Annotated in this window: 15 protein-coding genes; 11 read left to right on the forward strand and 4 right to left on the reverse strand. The window is 67.1% G+C overall.

Annotation, left to right across the window (positions count from 1 at the left end; all coding sequences use genetic code 11):
* The 4 genes from VBO01S_RS16520 to VBO01S_RS16535 form a co-directional block, all read left to right on the forward strand.
* The coding region (locus VBO01S_RS16520; RefSeq protein ID WP_169805061.1) for a TolC family protein at window positions 1–651 on the forward strand (651 nt) is incomplete at its 5' end.
* Between the two features lie 26 nt (window positions 652–677).
* Window positions 678–2,060 (forward strand): efflux RND transporter periplasmic adaptor subunit, encoded by a 1,383-nt coding sequence (locus VBO01S_RS16525; RefSeq protein WP_062476466.1) that lies wholly within the window; start codon window positions 678–680, stop codon window positions 2,058–2,060.
* A 10-nt stretch (window positions 2,061–2,070) separates the two neighbouring features.
* Window positions 2,071–5,280, forward strand: a complete 3,210-nt coding sequence (locus VBO01S_RS16530) for a CusA/CzcA family heavy metal efflux RND transporter (RefSeq protein ID WP_062476469.1) — start codon at window positions 2,071–2,073, stop codon at window positions 5,278–5,280.
* Window positions 5,270–6,196: a cation diffusion facilitator family transporter gene (locus VBO01S_RS16535; protein ID WP_062476546.1), complete on the forward strand. Its 927-nt coding sequence runs from the start codon at window positions 5,270–5,272 to the stop codon at window positions 6,194–6,196. Before VBO01S_RS16530 ends, VBO01S_RS16535 begins: the two co-directional genes overlap by 11 nt.
* A 98-nt stretch (window positions 6,197–6,294) precedes the next feature.
* Here VBO01S_RS16535 and VBO01S_RS16540 read toward each other — a convergent pair whose 3' ends face one another.
* The 4 genes from VBO01S_RS16540 to yjgA form a co-directional block, all read right to left on the reverse strand.
* On the reverse strand, window positions 6,295–9,753 hold the full coding sequence (locus VBO01S_RS16540; RefSeq protein ID WP_062476471.1) for an Ig-like domain-containing protein: 3,459 nt from the start codon (window positions 9,751–9,753) through the stop codon (window positions 6,295–6,297).
* A gap of 299 nt (window positions 9,754–10,052) precedes the next feature.
* Complete coding sequence (locus tag VBO01S_RS16545; RefSeq protein ID WP_062476474.1) at window positions 10,053–13,070, reverse strand: Ig-like domain-containing protein; 3,018 nt, start codon at window positions 13,068–13,070, stop codon at window positions 10,053–10,055.
* A 234-nt stretch (window positions 13,071–13,304) separates the two neighbouring features.
* Entirely contained in the window at window positions 13,305–13,898 is a 594-nt protein-coding gene (gene mog, locus VBO01S_RS16550) for a molybdopterin adenylyltransferase (protein WP_062476477.1), read from the reverse strand.
* Window positions 13,895–14,554: a ribosome biogenesis factor YjgA gene (gene yjgA, locus VBO01S_RS16555; protein WP_062476481.1), complete on the reverse strand. Its 660-nt coding sequence runs from the start codon at window positions 14,552–14,554 to the stop codon at window positions 13,895–13,897. The genes mog and yjgA overlap by 4 nt, the downstream gene beginning before the upstream one ends.
* 98 nt (window positions 14,555–14,652) lie before the next feature.
* Between yjgA and pmbA the strand changes: the two genes are divergently transcribed.
* The 7 genes from pmbA (at window position 14,653) to VBO01S_RS16590 (ending at window position 22,402) form a co-directional block, all read left to right on the forward strand.
* On the forward strand, window positions 14,653–16,023 hold the full coding sequence (gene pmbA, locus VBO01S_RS16560) for a metalloprotease PmbA (protein ID WP_062476484.1): 1,371 nt from the start codon (window positions 14,653–14,655) through the stop codon (window positions 16,021–16,023).
* A 66-nt stretch (window positions 16,024–16,089) separates the two neighbouring features.
* Window positions 16,090–17,034, forward strand: a complete 945-nt coding sequence (locus VBO01S_RS16565) for a helix-turn-helix domain-containing protein (RefSeq protein ID WP_062476487.1) — start codon at window positions 16,090–16,092, stop codon at window positions 17,032–17,034.
* 174 nt (window positions 17,035–17,208) lie between these two features.
* Window positions 17,209–18,480 (forward strand): ABC transporter substrate-binding protein, encoded by a 1,272-nt coding sequence (locus VBO01S_RS16570; RefSeq protein ID WP_062476490.1) that lies wholly within the window; start codon window positions 17,209–17,211, stop codon window positions 18,478–18,480.
* A 2-nt stretch (window positions 18,481–18,482) separates the two neighbouring features.
* Complete coding sequence (locus VBO01S_RS16575) at window positions 18,483–19,352, forward strand: carbohydrate ABC transporter permease (protein WP_062476493.1); 870 nt, start codon at window positions 18,483–18,485, stop codon at window positions 19,350–19,352.
* An 11-nt stretch (window positions 19,353–19,363) separates the two neighbouring features.
* Window positions 19,364–20,176, forward strand: a complete 813-nt coding sequence (locus tag VBO01S_RS16580) for a carbohydrate ABC transporter permease (RefSeq protein ID WP_206167906.1) — start codon at window positions 19,364–19,366, stop codon at window positions 20,174–20,176.
* A gap of 32 nt (window positions 20,177–20,208) precedes the next feature.
* Window positions 20,209–21,315 carry an ABC transporter ATP-binding protein gene (locus VBO01S_RS16585; RefSeq protein ID WP_062476496.1) on the forward strand — a complete coding sequence of 369 codons (1,107 nt, stop codon included), beginning with the start codon at window positions 20,209–20,211 and terminating at the stop codon, window positions 21,313–21,315.
* 37 nt (window positions 21,316–21,352) lie between these two features.
* Window positions 21,353–22,402, forward strand: coding sequence for an NAD(P)-dependent alcohol dehydrogenase (locus VBO01S_RS16590; protein WP_062476499.1), 1,050 nt, complete (start codon window positions 21,353–21,355; stop codon window positions 22,400–22,402).
* The last annotated feature ends 36 nt before the right edge of the window (window positions 22,403–22,438 follow it).

Genomic DNA, 22,438 nt, shown 5'->3' on the forward strand with positions numbered 1-22,438 from the left:
GACCAGCTGCCCGCCCAGGCCGCCGCGCCCGAGGTGGCGCGCCGCCTGCCCGATGCGCCCGTGCTGCGCCAGGCCCGGCTCGAGGTCGAGCGCCGTCGCGCGCTCAGCGACCTGGAGCAGGCCAAGCGCATTCCCGACGTGACCGTGTCGCTCGGCGTCAAGCGCGTGCCCGCGTCCGAAGGCGAGGGCGGCGAGGCCGTGAGCAGCAGCCGGCGCAACCAGGTGGTGGTGGGCCTGTCGGTGCCGCTGCCGATCTTCGACACCAACCGCGGCAACATCGCCGAAGCATTGAGCCGCGAAGACAAGGCACGCGACGAACTCGCCGCCGCCGAGCTGCAACTGGGCGCCGACGTGGCCCAGGCCAGCGAGCGCCTGCGCTCGGCACGCGCCACCGCCGAGACGCTGCAGCGCGACGCACTGCCCGGTGCCGAGACCGCCTACCGCGCCGCCACCAAGGGCTTCGAGCTGGGCAAGTTCAGCTTTCTCGAAGCGCTCGACGCGCAGCGCACGCTGTTCCAGGTGCGCAACCAGTACCTCGTTGCGCTGGCCGAGGCGCACCGCGCGGCCGGCGAGCTCGACCGCCTGCTGGGCACCGGGGGCGACGACATCGCCTCGAACGCGACGCCGAACCCGACGCCGGTCGCGCGCTGAAGAAGAACACCGAACCGATTCCGACCATGACCACACCACACAACCGCACATCGTCCGCCGGCCGCAAGCAGTGGATCGCCATTGCCGCCGTCCTGCTCGCCGGCCTCGTTGCCGGCGCGCTCATCCTGCGCACCGCACCGTCCAAGCCCGAGGCGGGCGGCCACTCGGAGTCCGCCGGCCATGCCGACGGCGAGCACCACGAGGAAGACAAGAGCCACGCCAAGGGCAAGGAAGACGACCACGGCCATTCGCATGACGAAGGCCATGGCGACAAGGAACACCACGCGGAAGAAGGCAAGGATGCCGGCAAGGACGCGGGCAAGGAAGCGCCCGCATCGGCAGAGCCCCAGAAGGCCGCCGCCAACGCCCACAAGGAAGACGAAGAAAAGATCCCCTTCACCGACGAGCAGGTCAAGGCCGCCGGCATCGCGATCGACAGCGTCGGTCCGGCGCGCATCAAGACGTCGCTGCAGCTGCCCGGCGAGATCAAGTTCAACGAAGACCGCACGGCCCACGTGGTGCCGCGCGTGGCGGGCGTGGTCGACAGCGTGTCGGCCAACCTGGGCCAGGAAGTCAAGCGCGGCCAGGTGCTGGCCGTGATCTCCAGCCCCGCGCTCTCGGAGCAGCGCAGCGAGCTGCAGACCGCGCAACGCCGGCTGGCGCTGGCGCGCACCACCCACGACCGCGAGAAGAAACTGTGGGAAGAAAAGATCTCCCCGCAGCAGGACTACCTGCAGGCCGAGCAGGCCATGCAGGAGGCGCAGATCGCCGTGGCCAACGCCAACCAGAAGCTGCTGGCGCTGGGCGCCACGCCCGGCTCGTCGGCGCTGGGCCGCTACGAACTGCGCGCGCCCTTCGACGGCATGGTCGTCGAAAAGCACATCTCGCTGGGCGAATCGGTGGGCGAGGCGGTCAACGTGTTCACCATTTCCGACCTCTCCACCGTGTGGGCCGAGATCAGCGTGCCGGCCAGCAACCTGAACCTGGTGCGCATCGGCGAGGCCGTGACCATCCGCGCCGGCGCCTTCGACCAGGCCGCGCGCGGCACCGTGTCGTACGTGGGCTCGCTCATCGGCGCACAGACACGCACCGCCACCGCGCGCGTCACGCTCACCAACCCGCAGCGCACCTGGCGCCCGGGCCTGTTCGTGAACGTGGAGCTGGTCGCGTCGGAAACCGACGCGACCGTCACCGTGTCCGCCGAAGCCGTGCAGACCGTGGACGACCAGCCCACCGTGTTCCTGCGCGTGCCCGGCGGCTTCGTGCCGCAGCACGTGAAGACCGGCCGCAGCGACGGCCAGCGCGTCGAGATCGTGGGCGGCCTGAAGCCCGGCGCGGCCTACGCGGCCAGCGGCAGCTTCGTCGTGAAGTCGCAGCAGGGCAAGAGCTCGGCCACGCACACCCACTGAGGACGACCGCATGTTCGAACGCATCATCCGCTTCTCCATCGAGCAGCGCTGGCTGATCCTGCTGGCCGTGCTCGGCATGGCGGCGCTCGGCGTCTTCAGCTACCAGAAGCTGCCCATCGACGCCGTGCCCGACATCACCAACGTGCAGGTGCAGATCAACACGTCCGCACCCGGCTACTCGCCGCTCGAAGCCGAGCAGCGCGTCACATACCCCATCGAGACCGTCATGGCCGGCCTGCCGGGCCTGCAGCAGACGCGCTCGCTGTCGCGCTACGGCCTGTCGCAGGTCACGGTGATCTTCAAGGACGGCACCGACATCTACTTTGCGCGCCAGCTCGTGAACGAGCGCATCCAGTCGGCGCGCGAGAGCATGCCGCCCGGCGTGTCGCCGGTGATCGGGCCCATCTCGACCGGCCTGGGCGAGATCTACCTGTGGACGGTCGAGACCGAAGAGGGCGCCAAGAAGGCCGACGGCAAGCCCTACACGCCCACCGACCTGCGGGAGATTCAAGACTGGATCATCAAGCCGCAGCTGCGCAACGTGCCGGGCGTGACCGAGATCAACTCCATCGGCGGCTACGCCAAGGAGTTCCAGATCGCACCCGACCCCGCCAAGCTGCTGGCGCACGGCCTCACGATGACCGACCTGGTCACCGCGCTGGAGCGCAACAACGCCAACGTGGGCGCGGGCTACATCGAGAAGCGCGGCGAGCAGTACCTCATTCGCGCGCCGGGGCAGGTGAAGTCGGTGGAAGACATCGGCAACGTGATTCTGGGCAACGCCGGCGGCATTCCGCTGCGCGTGTCCGACGTGGCCGAGGTCGGCATCGGCCAGGAGCTGCGCACCGGCGCCGCCACCGACAACGGCCGCGAGGTGGTGCTGGGCACGGTGTTCATGCTCATCGGCGAGAACAGCCGCACCGTCTCGCAGGCGGTCGACAAGAAGATGCAGGAGATCAACCGCACGCTGCCCGCGGGCGTGAAGGCCGTGACGGTGTACGACCGCACGGTGCTGGTCGACAAGGCCATCGCCACCGTGAAGAAGAACCTCTTCGAGGGCGCGGTGCTGGTGGTGGCGATCCTGTTCCTGTTTTTGGGCAACATCCGCGCGGCCATCATCACCGCGACGGTGATCCCGCTGTCGATGCTCTTCACCTTCACCGGCATGGTGAACCAGAAGGTCAGCGCCAACCTCATGAGTTTGGGCGCGCTCGACTTCGGCATCATCATCGACGGCGCCGTGGTGATCGTGGAGAACTGCGTGCGGCGCCTGGCGCACGCGCAGGAGAAACACGGCAGGGCGCTCACGCGCAGCGAGCGCTTTCATGAGGTGTTCGCGGCCTCGCAGGAGGCGCGCCGGCCGCTGCTGTTCGGCCAGCTGATCATCATGATCGTGTACCTGCCGATCTTTGCGCTCACCGGCGTCGAGGGCAAGCTGTTCCACCCGATGGCCTTCACCGTGGTGATTGCGCTCTTGGGCGCGATGATTTTGTCGATCACCTTCATCCCGGCCGCCGTGGCGCTGTTCATCGGCAACAAGGTCGCCGAGAAGGAAAACCGCCTCATGCTGTGGGCCAAGCGCGGCTATGCACCGCTGCTGTCGCGCGCGATGAATGCCAAGCCGCTGGTCGTCACCACGGCGGTGGTGGCCGTGGTGCTGTCGGGCCTGCTGGCCACGCGCCTGGGCACCGAGTTCGTGCCCAGCCTGAGCGAGGGCGACTTCGCCATCCAGGCGCTGCGCATTCCGGGCACCAGCCTCACGCAGTCGGTCGAGATGCAAAAGCAGCTCGAGCGCACGCTGAAAGACAAGTTCCCCGAGATCGAGCGCGTGTTCGCACGCACCGGCACGGCCGAGATCGCGTCCGACCCGATGCCGCCGAACATCTCCGATGGCTACATCATGCTCAAGCCCGAGAGCGAATGGCCCAAGCCGAAGCGCACGCGGCCCGAGCTGCTGGCCGCCGTGCAGGAAGAGGTCGAGAAGCTGCCGGGCAACAACTACGAGTTCTCGCAACCGATCCAGCTGCGCTTCAACGAACTGATCTCGGGCGTGCGCAGCGACGTGGCCGTGAAGATCTTCGGCGACGACATGGACGTGCTCAACCAGACCGCCGCGCAGGTGTCGAACGCGCTGGGCAAGGTGCCCGGTGCCGCCGAGGTGAAGGTGGAGCAGACCACCGGCCTGCCGATGCTCACCGTGAACATCGACCGCCAGAAGACCGCGCGCTACGGCCTGAACGTGGGCGACGTGCAGGACGCCATTTCGACCGCTGTGGGCGGGCGCGAGGCCGGCACGCTGTTCGACGGCGACCGCCGCTTCGACATCCTCGTGCGCCTGCCCGAGACCCTGCGCACCGACCTGGACGCCATCCGCCGCCTGCCGATCGCGCTGCCGAAGGGTGCGGGCGGCGAGGGTCTGCGCACCAGCTTCATCCCGCTGGGCGAGGTGGCCACGCTCGACCTCGCGCCCGGCCCCAACCAGGTGAGCCGCGAAGACGGCAAGCGCCGCATCGTGGTGAGCGCCAACGTGCGCGGGCGCGACCTCGGCTCCTTCGTGGCCGAGGCCGAGGAGGCCATGCGCGCCGTGCGCATTCCGCCGGGCTACTGGACCGTGTGGGGCGGCCAGTACGAGAACCTGGCCTCCGCCACGCAGCGCCTGCAGGTGGTGGTGCCGGTGTCGCTGCTGCTGGTGTTCACGCTGCTGTTCGCCATGTTCGGCAACCTGAAGGACGGGCTGCTGGTGTTCACCGGCATTCCGTTCGCGCTCACGGGCGGCATCGTCGCGCTGTGGCTGCGCGGCATTCCGCTGTCGATCTCGGCGGCGGTGGGCTTCATTGCGCTGTCGGGCGTGGCCGTGCTCAACGGGCTGGTGATGATCTCGTTCATCCGCAACCTGCGCGAAGGCGGCCTGCCGCTGGACGCGGCGATTCGCGAAGGCGCGCTCACGCGGCTGCGCCCCGTGCTCATGACCGCGCTGGTCGCCTCGCTGGGCTTCGTGCCCATGGCCATCGCCACCGGCACGGGCGCCGAAGTGCAGCGCCCGCTGGCCACCGTGGTCATCGGCGGTATCCTGTCGTCGACCGCGCTGACGCTGCTGGTGTTGCCGCTGCTGTACCGCATCGCGCACCGGCGCGATGAAGACGAGGTGCAGGAAGCCAATGCAGAGCAGCAACACGGCGCACCTCTCGATCCCGCACTGCAAGGTTCCCATGGCCCATGAGCATTCACACGCCACAGCCGTTGCTGGTGGCAACGAGAAGGCGCTGCGCTGGGCGCTGGCGCTGACCTCGACCTACCTCGTCGCCGAGGTGATCGGCGGGCTGGTGTCGGGCAGCCTGGCGCTGCTGTCCGACGCGGCCCACATGGCCACCGACACCGTGGCGCTGGCCATCTCGCTGGCCGCCATCTGGCTGGGCAAGCGGCCGGCGGACAAGCGCCGCACTTTCGGCTACTACCGCTTCGAGATCCTGGCGGCCGTGGTCAATGCGGTGCTGCTGTTCTTCGTGGCGATCTACGTGCTCTACGAGGCGTACCGGCGCATCTCGCAGCCGGCCGAGATCCAGTCGACCATGATGCTGCTCGTGGCCATCGGCGGCCTGGTGGTCAACCTCATCGGCATGCGCCTGCTGGCCAGCGGCAAGAACGAGAGCCTCAACGTGAAGGGCGCGTACCTCGAGGTGTGGGCCGACATGCTCGGCTCCGTCGGCGTGATCGTGGGCGCGCTCGTCATCCGCTTCACCGGCTGGGCCTGGGTCGATTCGGTGATCGCCGTCGCCATCGGCCTGTGGGTGCTGCCGCGCACCTGGCGCCTCTTGCGCGAGAGCCTCAACGTGCTGCTCGAAGGCGTGCCCGACGAGATCGACCTGCCCGAGGTCGAGCGCGCGCTGCAGGCCCAGCCGGGCGTGGCCGGCCTGCACGACCTGCATGTGTGGGCACTGTCCAGCGGCAAGGTGAGCCTGAGCGTGCACGTGGTGTGCACGCCCGACGTGGTCGACCTGGCACCGCTGATGCTGCAGCTGCGCGGCCTGCTGGCCGAGAAGTTCGATATCCACCACTCGACCGTGCAGGTGGAGCGCGTGCCGTGCGAGCAGGCGGGGGAGACCCATGAGTTCGGGCCTGCGGTGACGGCGGGCTGACGCGAGGGCGGGGCACGACAAAAAACGCGACAGTCGCACGGGGCAACTGTCGCGTCGGGGGCGGCGCCGATGGGGCGCCGCATGGCCTGTCTGCAGGCTTAGAGGATGGTCACGTGGACCTTGTCTTCGACCAGCAGTTCGGCGGTGCCGGCGAGGTTGGTGTAGACGATGTAGGTCACGCCGCTCACCGTGGCGCTATCGCCCTGGGTCCAGCTGTCGTTGCCGCCGAGCAGGTTCACATCGCCATTGGCGCCGCTGACCAGCATCTGCACCTTGCCGTCTGCCGTGACCATGCCGCGCATGCCGCGGGCCAGCACGTCGTCGGCGTGCAGTGCCAGCGTGTTGCCGCCGGCGCCCAAGTCGAACTTCTCGAAGCCCTGCACCTTGGCCCCGAGGGCCGAGAGGTCGATGTGCATGGCCTTGCCATCCATCGCCAGGGTGTCGATGCCCAGTCCGCCGTCGACGCGTTCAAAGTCGCCGCTGAGGACGTGGATGACATCGTTGCCCGCGCCGCCGTGGGCCACGTCGGCCGAGCCGACATTCAGGAGGCTGTCGTTGCCGGCAGCGCCCGCAAGCCGGTCCGCGAAACCGAGCCTGGCGATGAGCGTGTCGTCGTTGTCGGTGTAAACCTGCGTGGCGTGGTCGAGCACATGGACCTCGGCCTCGGGACTGATGTGGAACGTGCCAGCGCCCGTGTTCTGCAGCGTGACCGTCACGCCTTGCTGCACGAGCAGCTCGGCGTCGAAGCCCGAGTGCTGATACACCTCGTAGACCACACCGCCCACCGTGACGTTGGCCTTCTTGACCCAGTCGCCCGGGTCGGTGCCGTTGGGCAGCACGTCCGTCAGCGTGACCTTGTCGCCGGCATTGCCCTTGACCATCATCTGCACGCGGCCGTCAGACACGAACTGGTTCATGGCGCCGTTCTCCATCACGTCGGCCAGCGACAGCTTGAGCGTGTTGTTGCCCGTGCCGGTGATGTCGATGACTTCGACCGAGCTGACTTTGCCTGCGAGGGTAGTCAGGTCGAGCGTCTGGTTGGCGCCCGTCAGCTTCAGCGTGTCGGTGCCGCCATTGCCCTTGATATAGCCACTGAAATTTTGCAGAACACCGGCATCTCGAAGCACGAAAGTATCTGTACTTGCCGAGCCCAGGTACCCGTCGTTTCTTGTGACATCGACATCACTGTTCCCCAGCGCGGATTGAGAGTACTCCACCGTGATCCGTTCAATGTTGATGCCATTTATTTCCCCCATGGCGAAATACTTGAAATAGGAAATTGATTTTCCGCTTGATGATGTGAATGTATGCTCATGGGAGCCCGAGTCCGTGGTAACGAAAGTTTTACCCAGTGCACTTCCTGTTGAGTCATAAAACTCAAAATAATTGGCGCCGGCGTTATCGTATGCGACATTGATGATGACCTTGTTGGCGGGTCTGTTCAGGTCGAACCTGATCACGTCGTAGTTGGTGACGGCTACTGCAGCGCCATTGGTGCGTCCGATGTAAAGATTCCCCGCGTTCGGGTAGGAGTGATTGAAATACCCTCCAACGCTTAGATGCCCAGATTCCCGGACGACGCTGCCGAAATTTGTTTCAAGTTTGGGAATATTGATTTGTCTGGCGTGATTGAACTTTTCAGTGGTGCTGATTATTTCAAAAGAGGCGGTGACTGAAGAATTTCCGGCTTGGTCAACAAGGGCGGCAGTAATTCTTTGAGACACTGCAATTGATGGGTCATTGATCGTCGCTTTCCCTGCAGCTATATCGGCGGTTGTCAATTGATAGTCGAATTGTCTGTCGCTCGTGGTTACGTGAATTCGATCTCCAGCCTTTGCATTTGTCTTGTCAAAGGAGATGTTCACGCCGCTCAGGCCATCCATCACCACCGAGGTCGGTGCGCTGGGTGCAACGGTATCCAATGAGATTGCCTGTGATTTCACTGTGCCAACGTTGCCGGCTGCATCCACCACACGTCTCTGCACTGCCCAGTCGCCCGTGTGGCTGCTGTCGTCCTGCGCACTCCATTGGGTACCCGAGACAAAGGCCGTCTTCCAGGTCTTGCCGCCGTCGGTTGACACTTGCAGGGCCTCGCTCGCCGCGAGCGAGGCAGACAGGCTGCCTCGCATCAAGCGCCCCGCGCTGCCGTCGTTCGTCAGGTAATCGACATCGCTGAAACCGCTGTCCTTGCCGATGCTTGAAACCGTAGCTGTGGCTGTCGGTGCCACCGTGTCCACGGTGAAGCCGAACGCATCCGATTCCACGCTGGTGTTGCCTGCCTTGTCCACGGCCGTTACGGTGATGCTGTGCCCGCCCTGGCCCAGTGCCGTTGCCGGCGTGTACGTCCAATCGCCCGAGGCGTTGGCCGTCACCTTGGTGAGTTCGACGCCGTTGTCATGGATGACCACGGTGCTGTCGGCCTCAGCCTTGCCCGAGAGCGCCGGCCGGGTGTCGTTGGTGAACCCGTCCTTGCTCACATTGCCGGTCACCGGGCCCACGTCGTCGACCACCGAAACGATGGTCGGCTTGGCCGGCGGCGCCGTGTCCACCACGAAGTTCCAGCTGCCGCTGGCCTCGCTGGTCTGGCCCACGGGGCTGGTGGACGTGGCGGTGATGCCGTGCGCCCCATCGGTCAGGTCGATCTCGGGCGTGAAGCTCCACTTGCCTGAGGCGTCGGCCACGACCTGACCCAGGAAGGTGCTGCCGTCATGGAACTTGACGGTGTGATTCGCCTGCGCCGTGCCCGCCAGGGTCGGCCTGGCGTCGTTGGTGGCTTCGCCTTGCTGCAGCATGTGCGGCTCGCCCACGTCGTCGAACACGCTGTCGATCACCGGGGCATTCGGCTTGTCGGTGTTGACGGTGACGGTGTAGCGGCCGGTGGGCATAGTCTCGTTGCCGGCGGCATCGCGCTCTACGAGCGTGAAGGTGTTCGGGCCTGCGGCCAGCGGGGCATCGACCTGGAAGGTCCATTGGCCGTTTTCGCCGATGGTGGCCTGGCCGAGTTCGCGCGTGCCGGTGGCGTCCCTGACCATCACGGTGACGGTGTGGCCGGGCACGCCGGTGCTGTTGCCGCTGAGCAGCGGACGCGTGTCGTCGGTGGTGCCGCCGGGCGCGACGTTGCCGGTGACGCCACCCACGGCGTCGGCGACGCCGGTGACGGCCAGCCGGCTGGCGTCGGGCGGGGTGACGTCGATCTCGAAGTTGAAGGCGGGCGAAGGCGTGCCCTCGTTGCCGCTGTCGTCGCGCGTGACGATGGTGATGGCGTGCTGGCCTTCGAGCAGGTCGGTCGAGGGCGTGAAGGTCCAGGTGCCGTTGGCGTCGACCTCGGTGGTGCCGATCTCGGTGCCGTTGTCGCGGATGACGATGGTGTCGCCCGGCGTGCCCTGGCCTTGGAAAGTGGGCTGGCGGTCGTCGGTGACGCCGCCGGGGGCGATGCTGCCCAGGATGTCGCCGGCGTCGTCGGCGGCGCTGCCCACGTAAGGAGGCGGGGGCGCAAAGGTCGATGCGAGGTCGATGTTCTGGAAAGGGGCGACGCTGTTCGTCTGCTCGAGTGCCATGGAATTCCTGTGCTCTGACATGAAGAAACAAGACCGCATCGGCATGCGAGCGAACGCAATCCGATCGTGGGGTCTGGTGGGGTAGGGCACTCTAGAAAGAAGCCCTGTGCAAGGCCATCGGACGAATCTGAAAGCGGCACGCGAAGAAGTCAGTCGGCGCTGAAAGCGCGAACAAAGTCGTGCCGAAGGGCACAAGGCGATGTGTTGCCAGGCAGAAATGAAAAAACGCGACAGCTGCACGGGGCGGCTGTCGCGTTGTCGGCTGCACGCGGCGCGGGGTGCGCCGGCGAGTGGGAGGCCTAAAGGATCGTCACGTGGACCTTGTCCTCGACCAGCAGTGCAGTGCCGGCGAGGTTGGAGTAGATGTGGTCGGCGGTGCCGCTCACCGCGGCATCGCTGCCCTGGACCCCGCCGCCGTCGAGCGGGTCAGCCTCGCCGTGGGGGCCGGCGGGCTGCATCTGCACCGTGCCGTCGGGGGACACCGGGTTCTGCGCGCCCTGCGCCGTCTTCAGGTCGAGGGCCGACAGGTCGATGTGCATGGCCTTGCCGTCCATCGCGAGGGTGCCGACGCCCAGGCCGCCAGGGACGCGCGCGAAGTCGCCGTCGCCATGGAGGCGGACGGTGTCGTCACCCGCGCCGTCCTCCAACCGGTCTGCATAACCGAATCGGGCGATGAGTGTTTCATCGCTGTCGGTGAACGGTGGTGTGGCCCCGAGCCCGGCATCGCTGAAGGTGTCGGAGGTGTTCTGCAAGCTGACAGTCACGCCCTGCTGCACCAGCAGTGCGGCGTCAAAGCCCGAGTGCGCGTATTCCTCGTAGACCACGCCGTCGATGGTCACGTGGGCGCCCCTCACCCAGTCGCCGGGGTCGGTGCCGTTGGACAGGGCGTCCGACAGCGTCACCGCGTCGCCGGCGTCGCCCTTGACCAGCATCTGCACGCGGCCGTTGGCAACGAACTGATCGACCGCGCCGTTCTCCAACACGTCGGCCAGCGACAGCTTCAAGGTGTTGTCGCCCGTGCCGGTGAGGTCGACGACTTCGACGCCGCTGAGCTTGCCCGTGACCGAGCTCAGGTCGAGTGTCTGGTCCGCGCCGGTCAGGGTGAGGGTGTCCAGTCCCTCGTTGCCGATGACCTTTGCATGGCTGCCCTCGAAGTACGACACGTCGGGGAGCAGGAACACGTCGTCTCCCGCCCCGCCGTAGTGGACGTCGGAGCCCGCCTGGATTTCTTGCAGGGTGGGGGTGTCCACCAGCTCAGGGTGCGGGTACAGCACGGCGAGGGACAGGTTGTCGACCTCGATCCAGTCGGTCTCGATGCCATCGACGAGCCCGGTCCGGATGTCGAAGGAGGCAAAGGAAAGCCCGTCGGGCATGATGAATTTGGCATGTCCATCGGCCGGAAGGCTGTGGCTTGCTCCGAAGCTGCCTTCCAAGATGACCTTGCCCGATGCGTCGTAGAAGGTGACCGATTGCGTGGCCTGGGAGTGCCGCCAGTCGAACTCGATGGCGTTGTAGGTGTTGCCCTTCAGTGAAGCGTTTGTGGTGCCGCTGATGTGCCATGCCTGCCCATGGTCGGGTGAGGCGCTGTCGAAAACGCCGTTGTTCGGCGAAGCGTCGGCCGCCGCGTCTTTTCTTGTCAGGAGCAGCATGCCGGCATCGGCTGTTTGTCCCGGCGCAAGTTCGACGGTCTCACCGGCATCGAAATCTTCCTGTTCGGCGTTCGATCGGATCACCAGGTAGAGGGAATGATTGCCCGTTGCGCTGACCACCGACGCGGCCAGGTTCAGCGAGACGTCGGTCACGGCAATGGTGGCCTGGCCCGCCGCAATGTCTGCCGCCGTCAAAAGGTGGTCCACGTTCTGATTGCCATTGAGCAGGTGAATCCGGTCGCCCGGCGACACCGCGGCCTTGTCGAAGCTCACGGTCACTTGCCCGTTGCCCAGCACGACCGCAGTCGGCGCGTGGGGCGTGGCGGTGTCCAGGGTCATCGCCTGCGCGTTCACCGGGCCCACGTTGCCGGCCGGGTCCACCACGCGCGTCTGCACCGTCCAGTCGCCCGCATGGCTGTGGTCGTCCTGGGCACTCCATTGGGTGCCGCTCACGAAGGCGGTCTTCCAGGTCTGGCCGCCGTCGGTGGACACCTGCAAGGTCTCGCCGGCCGCGAGCGATGCGCTCAGGCGGCCCGTCATCAGGCGCCCCGCGCTGCCGTCGTTGGTGGCGTGGTCGTCGGCGTCCATGCCGCTGTCCTTGCCGATGCCCGAGACGGTGGGGGTCTGCGTGGGCGCCAGGGTGTCGACCTCGAAGTGCCAGGCGCTGCTCGCGTCGCCGGTCTGGCCCACCGGGCCGGTGGCCGTGGCGGTGATGTGGTGCGCACCCTCGCTCAGGTTGTCTTTGGGCGTGAACGCCCAGGTGCCGTCGGCGCGGGTCTCGGTGGTGCCCAGGACGGTGGTGCCGTCGTGGAACGTCACGGTATGGCCGGGCTGGGCCGTGCCGTGCAGGGTCGGCCGGGCGTCGTTGGTGACCTCGCCGGGGGCCAGCATGTGGGGCACGCCCACGTCGTCGTAGACGTGCTCGATCACCGGGGGCGTCGGCTTGCTGGTGTCGATGGTCACCTGGTAGCGCCCCGTCGGCGCGGTCTCGTTGCCCGCCGCGTCCTTCTCCACGAGCGTGAAGGTATTCAGGCCCGCGGCCAGTGGCGCCATGACCTGCAGCGACCACTGGCCGTTGTCGCCGACGACGGCTTCACCCAGCGCATGGGTGCCGGTGCTGTCCCTGACCATCACCGTGACGGTGTGGCCGGGCTGACCGGTGCTCGTGCCGGTGAGCAGCGGGCGCGTGTCGTCGGTGGTCTTGCCGGCGGCCACGTTGCCGGTGATGCCGCCTGCGGTATCGAGGACGCCGGTGATGGACAGCTTGCTGGCGTTGGGTGGCGTGACGTCGATCTCGAAATTGAACGGGCCCGAAGGCTCGCTCTCGTTGCCGGCGGGGTCGCGCGCCACGATGGTGATGACGTGGTGGCCTTCGCTCATGTCGGTCGACGGCGTGAAGGCCCATTGGCCGTCTTCGTCCACGACGGTCTGGCCGATCTCGACGCCGTGGTTCCTGATGAGGATGGTGTCGCCCGGCGTGCCCTGGCCCTGGAACTCGGGTTGGCGGTCGTCGGTGACGCCGCCGGAGGCGAGGGTGCCCATGATGTCGCCTGCGTCGTCGATGACGCTGTCCATGGTGGGCGGCGGTGGCGTGAAGAGCCGTGCGCTCGCTGTCTGATCGATGCTCGGGCTGTTGTCGACGAAGACGTTTGCCTTTTTGGATGCCATGCAGTTCCTATGCTCTGAAAAGGGAAAGAAAGATCGGATCGGGCAGCGAATTCACGCTGTTCGATCCGGCGGCCCGGGCGTCAGGAACTCTAGGAAGAACAGGGGGGCGGAACCATCGGACGGGTCCGATAAAAGCCAAGGCGAGCGATGCGGGCGCGAGCGCGCCCTTCGCGCATCGGCGAAGCAGAAAGTTTTCGGTGAAAGCCGCCGCGCGAGAACCGGCGGCGAAGGGGCTCAGCGCGCGCGGATCGCCGACTTGGGCCGGAAGGCCTTGCAGACCGTGTCGTCGGTCTCGAGGTACGGCCCGCCGATCAGGTCGATGCAGTAGGGCACGGCGGCGAAGATGCCTGGCACGACCTGTGTGCCGTCAGCGTCCTTCAGCCCTTCGAGCGTCTCGGCGATCGACTTGGGCTGGCCCGGCAGGTTGATGATGAGGCTCTGGTCGCGGATGACGGCCACCTGCCGCGAGAGGATGGCGGTCGGCACGAAGCGCAGGCTGATCTGGCGCATCTGTTCGCCGAAGCCGGGCATTTCCTTGTGGGCCACGGCCAGCGTGGCCTCGGGCGTGACGTCGCGCAGCGCGGGGCCGGTGCCGCCGGTGGTGAGCACCAGCGAGCAGCCGGCATCGACCAGCTCAATGAGCGTGGCGCTGATGCGGTCGGCCTCGTCGGGGATCAGGCGGGCTTCGAATTCGAGGGGGTTCTTCAGCGCGCGGCCCAGCCAGTCCTTGAGCGCGGGCAGGCCCTTGTCTTCGTAGGTGCCGCTGGAGGCGCGGTCGCTGATGGAGACGATGCCGATGCGCACCGCGTCGAAGCCAGCCTCGCTCATGCGTCTTCTTCCCGGTCTTGCGCCGCAGCCGCTTCGGCGTGATCGTCGCCGCCATGCACCGCGAGCTGCGCGCGCACGAGCTGGAAGATCTCGCGGTAGGCCTTGCCCTGGCGCGGTGCTTCGCCGGCGGGGCCGGACTTCAGGTCCTTGCGGGCCTGGCGCACGAGGGCGCGCAGCTGCTGGGAGTCGGTGGCGGGGTGGGTTTCGATCCAGCCGCCGAGGGCGTCGTCGTCGGCGATCAGGCGTTCGCGCCAGCGCTCGGCCTCGTGCAGCGCAGCGGCTTCGGCGGCCGGCACGGTGTTCTGCTCGGTCAGCGCCTGCTTCACGGCCTCGAGCACCTCGGGGTCGAGGGCGCGCATGAGCTTGCCGATGAACTGCATCTGGCGGCGCTTGCCCTCGAAATTGGTGATGCGTTTGGCCTCGGCGATGGCATCGACCAGTTTCTCGCTCAGCGGGAGGGCGTCGAACAGGCCGGCACGCAGGGTGAGCAGTTCTTCGCCCAGTTTCTGCAGTTCGGCGCTCTCGCGCTTGAGTTCGGTGCGGCTGGCTTCGTCGGTGCCGCCCTTGAGCTCGCGCTTGAGCTCCAGGTCGAGTTCGCTGCCTTCGGCAACGAAGTGGCCACGGACGAAATAGCCTTTTTTGGGTTTGCGGGACATGGGGTGGATTCTGGGCCGCGCCGTGCGGCGCTGCAACGCGCACAGGGGGCGCGGAAGGGAAAACGTGAAACAGGGGGCGCAAGTATCATAGCCACCACATGACGACATCCTCCTCGCGCGCCGATTCCGGCTTCGCCTACAGCCGCTCCTTCTTCGAAAACCTGGTCGATTCGGCCCTGGCTCACGCCAAAAAGCTCGGGGCCACCGACGCCGGCGCCGAGGCCTCCGAGGGCTGCGGCCTGAGCGTCTCGGTGCGCAAGGGCGAGCTCGAGAACGTCGAGCGCAACCGCGACAAGTCGCTGGGCATCACGGTCTACGTGGGCCACCGCCGCGGCAACGCCAGCACCTCCGACTTTTCCGAGGCGGCCATCGCCCGCACGGTGCAGGCGGCCTACGACATCGCCCGCTTCACGGCCGAAGACCCGGTGAGCGGCCTGCCCGACGAGGAAGACATCGCCAAGGTGCAGCCCGAACTCGACCTGTTCCACCCCTGGGACGTGACGAGCGAGCAGGCCGCCAAGCTGGCGCTGGAGTGCGAGGCGGCGGCGCTGTCGACCGACAAGCGCATCACCAACAGCGAAGGCGCGGGCGTCTCGGCGCAGCAGAGCCACTTCTTCAGCGCCCACACGCACGGCTTTCGCGGCGGCTATGCCAGCTCGCGGCACTCGATTTCGGTGGCGCCCATCGCCGGCAAGGGCGACGACATGCAGCGCGACGCCTGGTACAGCTCGATGCGCTCGGCCGACGAACTGGCCAGCCCGCAGGCCGTGGGCCGCTACGCCGCCGAGCGCGCGCTGAGCCGCCTGAAGTCGCGCAAGATCAAGACCACCGAATGCCCGGTGCTGTTCGAGTCGCCGCTGGCCGTGGGCCTCCTGGGCGGGCTGGTGCAGGCCGTGAGCGGCGGGGCGCTGTACCGCAAGAGCACCTTCCTGCTCGACTCCCTGGGCAAGCCGGTGCTGCCCAAGCACGTGGACGTGGCCGAAGACCCGCACGTGCTGCGCGGCAAGGGCAGCTCGCCCTTCGACGACGAAGGCGTGATCACCCGCGCCCGCAAGGTGGTCGATGCCGGCCGCCTCGAAGGCTACTTTCTCTCGACCTACTCGGCGCGCAAGCTGGGCATGAAGACCACCGGCAACGCCGGCGGCTCGCACAACCTGACGCTGAGCTCGCGCCTCACGAAGCACGGCGACGACCTCGACGCCATGCTCGCCAAGCTCGGCACCGGCCTGTTCGTGATCGAGCTGATGGGGCAGGGCGTCAACTACGTGACAGGCGACTATTCGCGCGGCGCCAGCGGTTTCTGGGTGGAAAACGGCCGCATCGCCTATCCGGTGCAGGAAATCACGATTGCCGGCAATTTGCGTCAGATGTTGATGGGAATTGAAGCAATTGGCGCAGATGCTTACACTTTCGGCGCAAAAACCACGGGGTCGATCCTGGTCAACCGCATGAAGGTGGCGGGCGCCTGACAGGCCCTGCCGCTCGCAACGGCGCTGGCTCGACGACCCCTCCATTCAAGGACAGGGGGACAGGACATGAGCAAACACAGCGCCGTACGCAAGCCGGCCCTCGAACACGAACTCTTGCGTGACCCGCGCCTGGGCTTCGAGCCGGCGGGCAGCAGTTCGGTGCGCTGCCTGCAGCACGGCGTGCCCTGGCCCTTCGACTGCTGGCACTACCACGACGAGTACGAGCTGCAGTGCATCAACCGCACCAGCGGCGACGCCTTCGTCGGCAACCACATCGGCCGCTTCGAGCCCGGCTATGTCGCCCTGGTGGGCGCGCGACTGCCCCACACCTGGATCTCGCACGACGTGCCGCCCGAAGGCGTGGCCGACCGCAGCATGGTGATCCATTTCCGCGACGCGCCCCTGCGCCAGGGCGTCGACCTGTTCCCCGAGCTGGAGACGGTGCTGCCGATGCTCGACCGTGCCAAGCTGGGCATCGAGTTCTTCGGCATCGGCGACCTCGTGCGCGAGCGCTTCGTGCGGGTGCAGAAGCAAAAGGGCATGGCCCGGCTGTCGGAGTTCATCGGCCTGCTGCACGAACTCGCGAGCTGGAGCGACTGGCGCCAGATCTCGAGCAACGCCGACCCGAGCGACGAGGACCCCACGGCCAACACCCGCATGCGCCGCGTGCTCGACTACCTGCACGCCCATCTGGCCGAAGAGCTCTCGCTGCCCACCGTGTGCGGCGTCGCCAACATGGCCGAGAGCAGCTTCTCGCGCTACTTCCACAAGCACATGGGCAGCACCTTCACCGACTTCGTCACGCGGCTGCGCATTACCAAGGCCTGCGAGATGCTGCAGGTGTCCGACCGGCTGGTGAGCGACATCTGCTACGAAGTCGGTTTCTCGAACCTCGCGAACTTCAACCGCCGCTTCCTGCAGCTCAAGGGCATGACGCCCTCGGCCTACCGGCAGCAGGCGCAGGAGCGTTTCGGCCTGCGCAGCGCGCAGCACACGCCACTCGCTGCCTGATTGCCGACTGATACGCGCTTGCCTCTTGGGCTAAACCCCGAGACGGCTTGGCAGCAAAGTATCAGGTGCCCGGTGGGCGTGTAGGAGGCCTTTCGGATCGGCCGCCTAACCTTTGTTTCGTTGCTTCTGCCGGCATTTCGCCGGCAACTTGCACGAACAACAAAGGAGACACAAATGCCGATTCCGCATTCCCACCGTCTGGCCGGCCTCGCGCTCGCGCTGGCCACGCTGGCGCCCGCCGCGCTGGCGCAGGTCTGCAAGGAGGACGTGCGCGTCCTGTCGCAGCCGCGTGAAGGCCTGACGCTGCTCGAGAAATCGAAGGACGAGTTCAAGCGCCTGAGCGGTGCCTCGTTCAGCGTGGACAACCTCAACGAGAACGACCGCCGCGCCAAGTCGCGCGCCGATGCGTCCACGGTCGGCAAGTACCACGTGTACTACGTCGACGAGGCCAACGTGGCGCAGTTCGTCCAGTCCAAGTGGATCGTGCCGCTCACGCCGTACTACCCGGCCAGCTACGACTACGCCGACTTCGACGCCGGCCGCCAGAAGGTCGCGACCTTCGCGGGCCAGGCCTGGTTCGCGCCCCTCACCGGTGGCGGCGACCTCATGGTCTACCGCAAGGACCTGCTCGAGAAAGCGGGCATCAAGCCGCCGGCCACGCTCGACGAGTTCGTGGCGGCCGTGAAGAAGCTCAACGACCCGGCCAACGGCGTCTACGGCGTGGCGCTGCGCGGCCAGCGCGGCTCGGGCGCCAACGTGTGGCGCTGGATGCCGTTCTTCCGCGGCTACGGCGGACAGTGGTTCGACGGGGACAAGCCGGTCTTCAACTCGCCCGCCGCCGTGAAGGCGACCCAGACCTACCTCGATCTCTTCAAGTACTCCGCGCCCGGCACCAAGACGGGCGGATGGGACGAGTCCACCGGCGCCTTCCTGGCCGGCAAGGTCGCGATCCTGGTCGAGTCGACGCCGCTGGCGGGCAACGCGCTCGACCCGAAGATGTCGACCGTGGTCGGCAAGATCGCCTACGCCGTGCCGCCCGCGCCGCTCACCGGCGGCGGCTACGGCCACGGCCTGGCCATCGGCGCGCGCGCCAACAAGACCGAAGAGGCGAAGAAGTGCGCGGGCCTCTTCATCGCCTGGGCCACGTCCAAGGAGAACGAGCAGCGCCGCCTCGCGCAAGGCCAGTTCGGCGAACTCAACCGCACCAGCGTGCTCGGCAGCCCCGAGTTCGCCAAGCGCTATGGCGCCGACCTGGGCAAGGCGCTGGCCGACACCGGCAAGGTCACAGCCGTGAACTTCTGGCAAGACCCGGCCTGGCCTGACCTGGGCGACCGCTGGGGGATCATTCTGGAAGAGCTGATCACCGGCTCGCGCACCGACATCCAGGGCGGGCTCGACGAACTCGACGCCTACGCCAAGCAACTGATCGCGCGTCGCAAGAAGTGAGCATGCGTTCCCACAAGACACGGCTGCCGGCCGTGTTCATCGGGCCGGGGCTGCTCGTGCTGGCCGTCCTGGCGCTGGTGCCGACGGTGTTCGCCATTGCCATCTCGCTGCAGGACCGCGAGCTGGGCCAGGCCGACACCGGCTGGGTCTGGTTCAGCAACTACGTGCAGCTGTTCTCCGACCGGCGCTTCCTGAACTCGGTGCGCGTGTCGCTGGTGTGGGAGGTGCTGACCGTCAGCGCCACCATGGCCCTGGCCGTGCTCATGGGCACGCTGATGCACCGCTGCGCCACGCCGCGCTGGCGCCAGGTGCTGTCGATGCTGTTCATCGTGCCGGTGCTGCTGCCGCGCGTGTCGGCCGCCTTCGTCTGGAAGTTCGCCTTCCATCCGCTGTTCGGCCTCATCACGTGGCCGTACAAGGCGATCACCGGCGAGCCGCTGGACCTGTTCGCCGACCCGGTGCTGGCACTGCTCACGGTGGCCTTCGTCGACGTGTGGCAGTGGGGGCTGTTCTTCGGGGTCATCGTGCTGAAGCTGCTCGAGACCCTGCCGCCGCAGCCCTTCGAGGCCGCGCGTCTCGATCACGCGAAGACCTGGGAGGTGTATGCCTACGTGGCATTGCCGATGCTGAAGGCGCCGCTCATCAGCCTGGCCTTCGTGAAGATGGTGGAGTCGCTGCGCGCCTTCGACCTCATCTACGTGATGACGCGCGGCGGCCCCGGCATCTCGACCGAGACGCTCGACATGTATGCCTTCTCGCAGGGCTTCATCGAGTCGGGCCGCATCTCGTACGCGTCGAGCATGGCGGTGCTGATGATGGTCGCCTCGACGGTCGCGTTCACCTACATCTGGAAATGGACCAAGCCATCATGAAGAAGCTTGCCATCGGAACGCTGCTGGCGCGGCTGGCGCTCATCGCGGCCGGGCTCTCGGCGCTCGTGCCCGTGCTGTGGACTTTTCTCAACTCGTTCAAGAACCGGGTCGACATCGTCTCGGCCGTGCCGAAGTTCTTCTTCACGCCCACGCTCGACAACTACCTGTACGTGCTGAACCGCGAGGCCGTGGCCGCGGGCTTGGTCAACTCGATCGTGGTGGCGGGCGCAGCGGTGATCATCGGCGCGGTGCTGGGCCTGCCGGCCGCCTATGCGCTGGCGCGCTACCCGCTGCGTTGGGGCAACGACATCCAGTTCTTCGTGCTGTCGATGCGCTTTTTGCCGCCGGTGGCCGTGGCCATTCCGCTCATGGTGATCTGGCTGCAGCTGGAGTTGTACGACTCGCGCGTGGCGCTCATCGCCACCTACACGCTGCTCACGCTCTCGACCGTGATCTGGCTCGCCATCCCGGCCTTCAAGGCGGTGCCGAAGGAAGTGGAAGAGGCGGGCCGCGTCGACGGCTACGGGCCTTACGCGATCTTCTTTCGCATCGCGCTGCCGATTGCCGCGCGCTCGCTGGTGGGCGCCATCGCCTTCGGCTTCGTGCTGGTGTGGAACGAGTTCCTCATCGCGCTGATGCTCACGACCTCCGAGGCCAAGACGCTGCCCATCGTGGCGTCGGAGCTCAGCCAGCTCGGGCGCGATGTGCCGTGGGGCATCCTGAATGCCTCGGTCATCCTGCTGTCGCTGCCGCCATTGCTCATGGTGGGCGTGCTCAGCGGTTTTCTCAATGCCGCGTTCAAGCGCAAGCGGGAGGCTGAATGAACCCCGCCGCTTCCCTTTCTCCAGAACCCAAAATGTCTGCCATTCGCTGTCACCACCTCATCAAGCGCTACGGGGAAACGCAGGTCGTCCATGCCTTCGATCTCGACGTGGCCGACAACGAGTTCGTCGTGTTCCTCGGCCCCTCGGGCTGCGGCAAGTCGACCATCCTGCGCATGCTCGCGGGCCTGGAAGACATCAGCGGCGGCGACCTGCACATCGGCGGCCAGCGCGTGAACGACCTGCCGCCGCAGGAGCGCGGCATCGCGATGGTGTTCCAGAACTACGCGCTGTACCCGCACATGACGGTGCGCGACAACATCGCGTTCGGGCTCAAGCGCCTGAAGGTGCCCAAGGCCGAGATCGACAGCCGCATCAAGGAGGTGTCGGACACCCTGGGCCTGGAGCGCTACCTGCAGCGCAAGCCCACCGAGCTGTCGGGCGGCCAGCAGCAGCGCGTGGCGATTGCGCGCGCCATGATCAAGACGCCGAAGGTGTTCCTGTTCGACGAGCCGCTGTCGAACCTCGACGCCAAGCTGCGCAACCACATGCGCATCGAGATCGCGAAGCTGCACCAGACGCTGAAGACCACCACGGTGTACGTCACGCACGACCAGCACGAGGCCATGACGCTGGCCGATCGCATCGTGCTGCTGCGCGACGGGCGCATCGAGCAGGTCGGCACGCCGCAGGAAATCTTCGAGCGCCCGCGCTCGGCCTTCGTGGCCGGATTCATCGGCACGCCGCCGATGAACCTGATGGAGATGGCGGTGCACGGCCTGGACAACGGGCAGTGCGAGCTGCGCGGGGGCGGCGGTTCGGTGCGCGTGGATGCGCGCCGCTTCGCGCTCGAAGGCCGCGAGCGCGTGACGCTGGGCGTGCGCCCGGCGCACCTGCACCTCGACACCGCCAGGGCGAACGGCGAAGGCTTTGCCGGCGAGGTCCAGCTCATCGAATACCTCGGCAACGAAGTGCTGGTGAGCGTCGGGCAGGGCGGCGAAGAGATCGCCGTGCTCCTGCCGTCCGCCGCGGGCCCCCGGCTCGGCGAGCCGCTGCGCTTGGTGGCCGATGCGCAGCAGGTGCACCTGTTCGATGTCGCGACGGGCGCTTCGCTGCTGCGTCCGGATGCCGCGCTGCACTGAGTGTGTGGCCCCGTTTCAACCCTCTGAGAAAGATGCAATGAAAGCACTGGTTCTGGAAAAGGCGCACGAGATCACGTTGCGCGATGTCGAGCTGCCGCTGCACGTCGGCCCGCGCGATGTGAAGATCCGCATGCACACCGTGGGCGTGTGCGGCAGCGACGTTCATTACTACCAGCACGGCGGCATCGGCCCCTACGTCGTCGATGCGCCCATGATCCTCGGCCACGAGGCCTCGGGCGTGGTGGCCGAGGTGGGCGCCGAAGTCACCCACCTGAAGCCCGGCGATCGCGTCTGCATGGAGCCCGGCATTCCCGACATGGACTCGCGCGCCGTGCGCGAAGGCTTCTACAACCTCGACCCTGCCGTGCGCTTCTGGGCCACGCCGCCGATCCACGGCTGCCTCACGCCCTACGTGGTGCATCCGGCCGCCTTCACCTTCCGCCTGCCCGACAACGTGAGCTTCGGTGAAGGCGCGATCGTCGAGCCGCTGGCCATCGGCCTGCAGGCCGCGAAGAAGGCGGCGCTGAAGCCGGGCGACGTGGCGGTGGTCATCGGCGCCGGCACCATCGGCGCGATGACGGCGCTGGCCGCGCTCGCGGGCGGCGCGGCGCGCGTGATCCTGGCCGACCTCGTGCCCGAGAAGCTGGCGCTGTTCGCCCACAACCCGGCGGTGACGACGGTCGACGTGCGCAGCACGAGCCTCGCCGACACCGTGCAGGCCCTCACCGACGGCTGGGGCGCGAACGTGGTCTTCGAAGCCAGCGGCAGCGCGCGCGCCTTCGACAACGTGTTCGACCTGCTGTGCCCCGGCGGCTGCCTCGTGCTGGTGGGCATACCCGCCGCGAAGGTGGCTTTCGACATCGTCGCGATCCAGGCGAAGGAGGCGCGCATCGAGTCGGTGTTCCGCTACGCCAACATCTTCCCGCGCGCGCTGGCACTCATCGCGTCGGGGCAGGTCGACGTGAAGCCCTTCATCTCGCGCACCTTCGCGTTCGAAGACGGCATCGCCGCCTTCGAGGAGGCCGCGGCCGGGCGCGTCACGGATGTGAAGATCCAGATCGAATTCCCTGCCGCTGAAGCCGCCTGAACGCCCCGCAAGGGCGCGGGACAAGGGGAAACGCTG

This window comes from Variovorax boronicumulans NBRC 103145 (assembly GCF_001591345.1).
Taxonomy (GTDB): domain Bacteria; phylum Pseudomonadota; class Gammaproteobacteria; order Burkholderiales; family Burkholderiaceae_C; genus Variovorax; species Variovorax boronicumulans.

Excerpts from the sequence above, each read along its gene's own strand:
- VBO01S_RS16570 (WP_062476490.1), top strand. The coding sequence starts at position 17,209 with ATGCCGATTCCGCATTCCCACCGTCTGGCCGGCCTCGCGCTCGCGCTG.
- pmbA (WP_062476484.1), top strand. The coding sequence starts at position 14,653 with ATGACGACATCCTCCTCGCGCGCCGATTCCGGCTTCGCCTACAGCCGC.
- VBO01S_RS16540 (WP_062476471.1), bottom strand. The coding sequence starts at position 9,753 with ATGGCACTCGAGCAGACGAACAGCGTCGCCCCTTTCCAGAACATCGAC.
- yjgA (WP_062476481.1), bottom strand. The coding sequence starts at position 14,554 with ATGTCCCGCAAACCCAAAAAAGGCTATTTCGTCCGTGGCCACTTCGTT.
- VBO01S_RS16575 (WP_062476493.1), top strand. The coding sequence starts at position 18,483 with ATGCGTTCCCACAAGACACGGCTGCCGGCCGTGTTCATCGGGCCGGGG.
- VBO01S_RS16565 (WP_062476487.1), top strand. The coding sequence starts at position 16,090 with ATGAGCAAACACAGCGCCGTACGCAAGCCGGCCCTCGAACACGAACTC.
- mog (WP_062476477.1), bottom strand. The coding sequence starts at position 13,898 with ATGAGCGAGGCTGGCTTCGACGCGGTGCGCATCGGCATCGTCTCCATC.
- VBO01S_RS16585 (WP_062476496.1), top strand. The coding sequence starts at position 20,209 with ATGTCTGCCATTCGCTGTCACCACCTCATCAAGCGCTACGGGGAAACG.
- VBO01S_RS16535 (WP_062476546.1), top strand. The coding sequence starts at position 5,270 with ATGGCCCATGAGCATTCACACGCCACAGCCGTTGCTGGTGGCAACGAG.
- VBO01S_RS16530 (WP_062476469.1), top strand. The coding sequence starts at position 2,071 with ATGTTCGAACGCATCATCCGCTTCTCCATCGAGCAGCGCTGGCTGATC.
- VBO01S_RS16545 (WP_062476474.1), bottom strand. The coding sequence starts at position 13,070 with ATGGCATCCAAAAAGGCAAACGTCTTCGTCGACAACAGCCCGAGCATC.
- VBO01S_RS16590 (WP_062476499.1), top strand. The coding sequence starts at position 21,353 with ATGAAAGCACTGGTTCTGGAAAAGGCGCACGAGATCACGTTGCGCGAT.
- VBO01S_RS16525 (WP_062476466.1), top strand. The coding sequence starts at position 678 with ATGACCACACCACACAACCGCACATCGTCCGCCGGCCGCAAGCAGTGG.